This window comes from Streptomyces sp. NPDC002104, from assembly GCF_053593795.1.
The window spans coordinates 1-7,283 of record NZ_JBSFDF010000108.1; the positions used below are offsets into that span (position 1 = coordinate 1).

Annotated in this window: 5 protein-coding genes; 3 read left to right on the forward strand and 2 right to left on the reverse strand. The window is 74.8% G+C overall.

Annotated features, from left to right (window positions below; translation table 11 throughout):
- Window positions 1-425: 425 nt before the first annotated feature.
- A complete protein-coding gene (locus ACWCP2_RS38005; protein WP_450913101.1) occupies window positions 426-1,373 on the reverse strand; it encodes a Ppx/GppA phosphatase family protein in 948 nt (315 codons plus the stop codon).
- Window positions 1,374-1,436: 63 nt separating this feature from the next.
- Here ACWCP2_RS38005 and ACWCP2_RS38010 point away from each other — a divergent pair, with 63 nt between their 5' ends.
- The gene (locus ACWCP2_RS38010; RefSeq protein ID WP_450913102.1) at window positions 1,437-2,267 is read left to right on the forward strand and encodes a hypothetical protein; all 831 of its coding nucleotides are present in this window, start codon (window positions 1,437-1,439) and stop codon (window positions 2,265-2,267) included.
- Window positions 2,268-2,283: 16 nt separating this feature from the next.
- Here the strand turns inward: ACWCP2_RS38010 and ACWCP2_RS38015 are convergent, their stop codons facing one another.
- Window positions 2,284-4,182: a BACON domain-containing protein gene (locus ACWCP2_RS38015; RefSeq protein ID WP_450913103.1), complete on the reverse strand. Its 1,899-nt coding sequence runs from the start codon at window positions 4,180-4,182 to the stop codon at window positions 2,284-2,286.
- A 158-nt stretch (window positions 4,183-4,340) separates the two neighbouring features.
- On the opposite strand from ACWCP2_RS38015, the gene radA reads away from it, so the two are divergent.
- A complete protein-coding gene (gene radA, locus ACWCP2_RS38020) occupies window positions 4,341-5,795 on the forward strand; it encodes a DNA repair protein RadA (protein WP_450913104.1) in 1,455 nt (484 codons plus the stop codon).
- A 193-nt stretch (window positions 5,796-5,988) separates the two neighbouring features.
- A complete protein-coding gene (gene disA, locus ACWCP2_RS38025; RefSeq protein ID WP_243339766.1) occupies window positions 5,989-7,113 on the forward strand; it encodes a DNA integrity scanning diadenylate cyclase DisA in 1,125 nt (374 codons plus the stop codon).
- Window positions 7,114-7,283: the final 170 nt, after the last annotated feature.

A 7,283-nucleotide genomic window follows, 5' to 3' on the forward strand; every position in this document is an offset into this window, starting at 1 on the left:
GCCCGGGCCAGGCCGGAACCCTCCCAGCCGGGGTCGATAGCCCTCCCGGCCAGGGTTGGCCCGCCCGGCCGGAACTCAAAGACCCCCAGGGTCGGTGGCTGCGGGTGGGGGCCGGGGACGGGGGCGGGGTGGGGTGTTGGCCGGGACGTAGAGCGTGATTTGTGGCGCATCGGGAAGCCACAACTGTCGAAAGTAGGAGGCAGGGCGCCTAAATCATGCAGTCCAGGCCGACACCCCACCCCGCCCCCGGCACCGGCCCCCACCCGCAGCCAACCCGCCCAGCGCAGCGCCCCGGCCACCCCCAGCCAGCCCGCGCCCAGCGCCCCGGCCACCCCCAGCCCGCCCGCGCCCAGCGCCCCGGCCACCCGCAGCCCGCCCAGCGCAGCGCCCCGGCCACCCCCAGCCCCGCCAGAGGCATCGCGCCCTCACACACCGACCGGCGTCGACCTCCCGAGGTGGTCCAGGCGGCGGAGGATGACGCCCTCGCGCAGGGCCCAGGGGCAGATCTCCAGGGACTCGACCCCGAGAAGATCCATCGCGCCCTCCGCCACCAGCGCCCCCGCGAGCAGCTGATTGGAGCGACCTTCCGAAACCCCCGGGAGGGCCGCCCGCTGCGCGGTGGTCATCGCCGCCAGACGCGGGACCCATTCCTCCAGGGACTTCCGGGTCAGGTCCCGCTGGATGTAGAGGCCCTCCGCGGAGCGGGCCGCGCCCGCGATCCGGGCCAGTTGCTTGAAGGTCTTCGAGGTGGCCACCACCCGGTCCGGCGCCCCGAAGCGGCTGAACTCACCGACCGTCCGGGCGATCTGGGCCCGCACGTGGCGGCGCAGGGCCCGGATGTCCGCCGGGTCCGGCGGATCGCCGGGGAGCCAGCCCGCCGTCAGGCGGCCGGCGCCCAGGGGGAGGGAGACGGCCGCGTCCGGGTCCTCGTCGATGCCGTACGCGATCTCCAGCGAGCCCCCGCCGATGTCGAGGAGCAGCAGCTTGCCCGCCGACCAGCCGAACCAGCGCCGCGCCGCGAGGAACGTCAGGCGGGCCTCGTCGTCGCCGCTGAGGACGGGGAGGTCCACGCCCGTCTCGGCCTTGACCCGCGCCAGGACCTCGTCGGCGTTCGTGGCTTCCCGTACCGCGCTCGTCGCGAAGGGGAGTACGTCCTCGCACCCCTTGTCCTCGGCGGCCTGCACCGCGTCCCCGATGACGGAAATCAGCCGCTCGACGCCCTCGGGCGTCACCGCGCCGTGGACGTCGAGCAGCTCCGCCAGCCGCAGCTCCACCTTGTGCGAGTGCGCGGGCAGCGGGCGCGCGCCGGGGTGCGCGTCCACCACCAGCAGATGGATCGTGTTCGAACCCACATCAAGGACACCGAGTCTCATGAGGGGAAACGCTACTGGTCCAAAGGCGTAGGGGTGGAGTAAGGGGCGCTTAGGCTGGGGTTTGTGCCAAATACGAAGAAGGCCAACAAGCCCAAGAGCAAGGTCAAGAGCAAGGTCAAGACCAAGGCGGTCGAGAGCGTGGCCGACGAGAAGGGGCTCGACTTCCCGCGGGCCTGGGTGGAGTTCCCCGACCCCGCCGACGAGGAGCAGGTCTTCCGCTGCGACCTGACCTGGCTCACGTCCCGCTGGACCTGCATCTTCGGCAGCGGCTGCCAGGGCATCCAGGCGGGCCGTGCGGACGACGGCTGCTGCACGCTCGGCGCGCACTTCTCCGACGAGGACGACGAGAAGCGGGTCGCCGAGAACGTGGCACGGCTGACGCCGGAGCTGTGGCAGTTCCACGACGTCGGCAGCGAGACCGGCTGGACGCAGCACGACGACGACGGGGAGAAGCAGACCCGCCGCTGGGACGGTGCCTGCATCTTCCTGAACCGGCCCGGTTTCCCGGCGGGCGCCGGCTGTTCCCTGCACATCCTGGCGGTGCGCGGCGGTCAGGAGCCGCTGGAGACCAAGCCGGACGTGTGCTGGCAGCTGCCGATCCGGCGGACCTACGAGTGGATCGACCGGCCCGACGACACCCGCGTCCTGCAGGTGTCGATCGGTGAGTACGACCGGCGCGGCTGGGGTCCGGGCGGCCACGACCTGCACTGGTGGTGCACCTCGGCCACGTCCGCGCACGGCGCCGGCAAGCCGGTGTACGAGTCGTACCGCGCCGAGCTGACGGAGCTGATGGGCACGGAGGGGTACGAGGAGCTCGTACGGCTCTGCGAGGCGCGGCTCTCCTCGCTGCTGCCGATGGCCCCGCACCCGGCGGATCCCACCCCGGCCGAGTAGGGCGGCAGGCCGCGGCCTACGGCGCCGGGGTCGGTGCCGGCTCCGGCGTGGCCCCGTCCGAGGGGCTCGGGGTCGGCGTCGGGGTCGGCGTGGGCGTGGGCGTCGGCTCCGGGGTGGGGGTCGGCGTGGGCGTCGGGGTGGGGGTCGGCGTGGGCGTCGGCTCCGGTTCCGGCGGGGTGGGCCGCGGGCCCGGCGGGGTGGGTGCCGGGCGGCCCCGGCCCCGGATGGAGATCACCGCGCCGGCCGGGTCCACCCCGACGCGGGCGTTCCAGGCCCCTACGGGCTGGGCCGCGGAGTCCACGGTGATCCGCAGGGTGACCGATTCTCCTGGTGTCAGCCGGCCCGAGGTCGTACTGGCGCGCAGCCACGGGGCGTCGGACCACAGCCGCCACTCGACCGGGGCGCCGCCCGACGCGGTGAGGGTGAGCAGGGTGGTCGCTCCGCGGGTGGAGGCTGTCGCGGTCAGCCGGCCCGGGGCGCCGGGCGCACCGGGGGTGGAGCTGGGCGGCGCACCGCTGCTGATGACTTCCACGGAGACGTCGGGGGCGGCTTCGGGCGGGGCGAAGTCGGGGCCGTCGGTGGTGACGGCGGCGTTGCCCGCGTTCTCGTAGGCCGTCAGCGGGCGGCCGTCGGTGCGGGCCTGCGGGAGCTCCGCCTCGCTCGCCGAGATGCGGGTGGAGCCGTTGCCGACGGGTTCCCCGGTGCTGGGGGCGCCGCGGTACGCCGCCCACAGCGCCAGGACCGGGGCCGCGACGACGGTGGCGACGACCGTGGTGGTGACGGCGCGGGTGCGCAGCCGGTCGCGGCGGGCCGCGCGGTCCTTGGGGTCCATGGGGAAGCCGGTGCGGTCGAAGCGCGGGCCGGTGCCGGCGCCCCGGCGGCCGCCGGAGCGGAGCATCGCGGCGTGGACGGCGGTGCGCGGGGCCGGGACCAGCGGGAGGGCGGCGGTGTTGATGCCGCCGGAGCCGGGCCAGGGAGCCGCGGCGCCCACGCGTTCGGCGACGCGGCGGCAGCGCGGGCAGTCGTCGACGTGGCGGACGAGCTCGGCGCGCAGGGAGGAGGAGAGGAGGAGGTTCCCGTCTCCGCCGCCCTCGCCGCCGTCGCCCCCGTCGACGGTGAGCCGGGACACGGTCGGGCAATTGCCCGTCTCCACGACGGCGAGGGCGGCGCGGGTGCGCTCCACCTCGCAGGCGGCGCCGGAGAGCAGCTCGCGGGCGGCGGCCGGGGGTGTGCCGAGGACGGCGGCGAGTTCGGGGACGCCGAGGCGGTGGCGGACGGCGAGTTCGAGCGCCTCGCGCTGCTCGGGGGTGGTCCCGGCGGCCTCCGGCCAGGCGAGGCGGGCGAGCTCGGTGCGGCGGTAGGCGTACACGTCGAGACCGCCGGGGCCGCCGTTCCCGCCGCCGGAGCCGCCGGAGCCGACGGAGCTGTCGGGACCGCCGGAGCCGCCCGGACCGCCGTAGCCGCCGGAGCCGCCCCGGCCCGCCGTCGCCGCGTTCGCCGCCGCGTTCGCGTCGGCGTTCGCCTTCGCGGGGTCCGGCGCACGGCCGGCGCCCGTGTGCTCCGGTGCACGCCGGGCGGAATGCGCTCCCCCGTACCCGTAGCGCGTGCGCCGCCGCTCGGCGAGCCTGCGCAGGCAGGCCCAGCGGGCGAGGGCGTACAGCCAGGCCCGCCGGTCCCCCTCGTCGGGGCAGCGGCCGGGATGGCGGTCGGCGACGGCGAGGACGTCGCCGAGCACGTCGGTCGCGGTGTCGTGGTCGCACAGGACCGAGAGGCAGTACGTGAACAGCCCGTCCAGGTAGGGCTCGTACCGGAACGGTGGCGGCTGCTCCACCCTGGTCGCCTCGGGGGGCGTGCGCCCGTGCGCCCGGTGTGCGCCGGTGCGCGGAGCGGGGTGTCCCTGGTTGCTGCTGGTCACTTGGTGACCGTAGGCGGCGCGCCGGTGGCGCTCCGGAAGCCTTCACCAGTTTTAGCCCTTACGGGTGAACAGATCGGCGCCATGCTGACGGCATCCCTGACGGTGCACGCCACGGCGTGTACGCCGGGCTGTCGGTGGCGGCGGCTACGGTGGGCCGCATGGCTGCCCGTACATCTCGTTCATCCGCCAAGGACCGGCCGTCCTACCGTTGTACCGAGTGCGGGTACTCCACCGCCAAGTGGCTCGGCCGGTGCCCCGAGTGCCAGGCCTGGGGCACCGTCGAGGAGCTCGGCGGCGCGCCCGCCGTGCGCACCACCGCGGCCGGCCGGGTCACCACAGCCGCCGTGCCGATCGGGCAGGTCGACGTCCGCACCGCGACCGCCCGCAGCACCGGCGTGGACGAGCTGGACCGGGTGCTGGGCGGCGGGCTGATCCCGGGCGCGGTCGTCCTGCTCGCGGGCGAGCCGGGCGTGGGCAAGTCGACGCTGCTGCTCGACGTCGCCGCGAAGGCGGCCTCCGACGAGCACCGCACGCTGTACGTCACCGGCGAGGAGTCGGCGAGCCAGGTGCGGCTGCGGGCCGAGCGGATCGGCGCGCTCAGCGACCACCTCTACCTCGCCGCCGAGACCGACCTGTCGGCCGTGCTCGGGCACCTGGACGCGGTGAAGCCCGCGCTGCTGATCATGGACTCCGTGCAGACGGTCGCCTCCCCCGAGATCGACGGCGCCCCCGGCGGCATGGCGCAGGTCCGTGAGGTGGCCGGGGCGCTGATCCGGGCCTCCAAGGAACGCGGCATGTCCACCCTCCTCGTCGGCCACGTCACCAAGGACGGCGCGATCGCCGGCCCCCGCCTGCTGGAACACCTCGTCGACGTGGTCCTGAGCTTCGAGGGCGACCGGCACGCGCGGCTGCGCCTGGTGCGCGGGGTGAAGAACCGGTACGGCGCCACGGACGAGGTCGGCTGCTTCGAACTGCACGACGAGGGCATCACCGGCCTCGCCGACCCGAGCGGGCTGTTCCTGACCCGCCGCACCGAGGCCGTCCCCGGCACCTGCCTGACGGTGACCCTGGAGGGCAAGCGGCCCCTGGTCGCGGAGGTGCAGGCGCTGACGGTGGACTCGCAGATCCCCTCGCCGCGCCGCACCACCTCCGGGCTGGAGACCTCGCGCGTCTCGATGATGCTGGCGGTGCTGGAGCAGCGCGGGCGGATCACGGCGCTCGGCAAGCGGGACATCTACACCGCGACCGTGGGCGGGGTGAAGCTGACCGAGCCGGCCGCCGACCTGGCCGTCGCGCTGGCGCTGGCCTCGGCGGCCAGCGACGTACCGCTCCCGAAGAACCTGGTCGCCATCGGGGAGGTCGGCCTCGCGGGCGAGGTCCGGCGCGTGACGGGCGTGCAGCGCCGGCTCGCGGAGGCGTTCCGGCTGGGCTTCACGCACGCGCTGGTCCCGGTGGACCCGGGGAAGGTCCCGGCGGGCATGAAGGTGACCGAGGTCGCCGACATGGGCGACGCCCTGCGGGTCCTGCCGCGCGGGCGGTCGCGTACGCCGGCGAAGGACGCGAGCGAGGGACGCGAGCGGGGGACGGTGAAGGACGCACCCGAGGGGCGTTAGGGAGGCAGCCGCCGGCCAGGAGCCCTCCGCGAGCCCTCCGGCCGGCCCTCCACCGCAGGTCAGCGGGGGCGGACGGGGTGCTCCGCGGCCCGGCCGGGCCAAGGCACGGCGGGCGCCGGGGCCGCGCCGGTAGACTTCGGGATGGTCCGCCCGGCCGTACGCAGGCGGTACATCCCGCGACCGGAGGAGTGCAGTGGCAGCCAAGGACGGGGCAGCAGCATCCGGGAAGTCGGGCGCGAGCTCCAAGCAGGAGGCCATGATGCGCGCCTCGCTGAGCGCGGTCGCACCTGGTCAGCCCCTGCGTGACGGGCTCGAACGGATCGTTCGCGGCAACACCGGAGGGCTCATCGTCCTCGGTATGGACAAGTCGGTCGAGGCCATGTGCACGGGCGGTTTCGTGCTGGACGTGGAGTTCACCGCGACCCGGCTGCGCGAGCTGTGCAAGCTCGACGGCGCGCTGATCCTGGACAAGGACATCACCAAGATCCTGCGGGCGGGCGTCCAGCTGGTGCCCGACGCCTCGATCCACACGGAGGAGACGGGCACCCGGCACCGGACCGCGGACCGGGTCTCCAAGCAGTGCGGTTTCCCGGTGGTGTCGGTCTCGCAGTCGATGCGGCTGATCGCCCTGTACGTGGACGGCGAGCGGCGCGTGCTGGAGGAGTCCGGGGCGATCCTGTCGCGGGCGAACCAGGCGCTGGCCACGCTGGAGCGGTACAAGCTCCGCCTCGACGAGGTCGCCGGGACGCTGTCCGCGCTGGAGATCGAGGACCTGGTGACGGTCCGCGACGTCACGGCGGTGGCGCAGCGGCTGGAGATGGTGCGGCGCATCGCGACGGAGATCGCGGAGTACGTGGTGGAGCTCGGCACGGACGGCCGGCTGCTCTCCCTCCAGCTCGACGAGCTGACGGTCGGGATCGAGCAGGAGCGGGAGCTCGTCATCCGGGACTACGTGCCGGAGCCGACGGCGAAGCGTTCCCGCACGGTGGACGAGGCGCTGCCCGCGCTGGACGCGCTGACGCATCCGGAGCTGCTGGAGCTGGCGATCGTGGCGAAGGCCCTGGGGTACACGGGTTCGCCGGAGACCCTGGACTCGGCGGTGTCCCCGCGCGGGTACCGGCTGCTGGCGAAGGTGCCGCGGCTGCCCGGGGCGATCATCGAGCGGCTGGTGGAGCACTTCGGCGGACTGCAGAAGCTGCTCGCGGCGTCGGTGGACGACCTGCAGACGGTCGACGGCGTCGGCGAGGCGCGTGCGCGCAGCGTCCGCGAGGGGCTGTCGCGGCTGGCGGAGTCCTCCATCCTGGAGCGGTACGTCTAGGTCGTGAACGACGGAGGGGCCGGACCGCCTTGCACTCCGCATGTCCGAGGGGGCGCCGCCCTCGATCAGGCGGAGCAGGGCGTCCGTGTCCGCGCGTTCCTGATCAGGTCGCCGAGCAGGTCCAGCTGCTCCTCCCGCAGGGAGGCGAAGGAGGTGTCCGGGGCCGGGAC

Bases quoted from the DNA above. Each gene is read 5' to 3' on its own strand.
- ACWCP2_RS38005 (WP_450913101.1), bottom strand. From the start codon at position 1,373: ATGAGACTCGGTGTCCTTGATGTGGGTTCGAACACGATCCATCTGCTG.
- radA (WP_450913104.1), top strand. From the start codon at position 4,341: ATGGCTGCCCGTACATCTCGTTCATCCGCCAAGGACCGGCCGTCCTAC.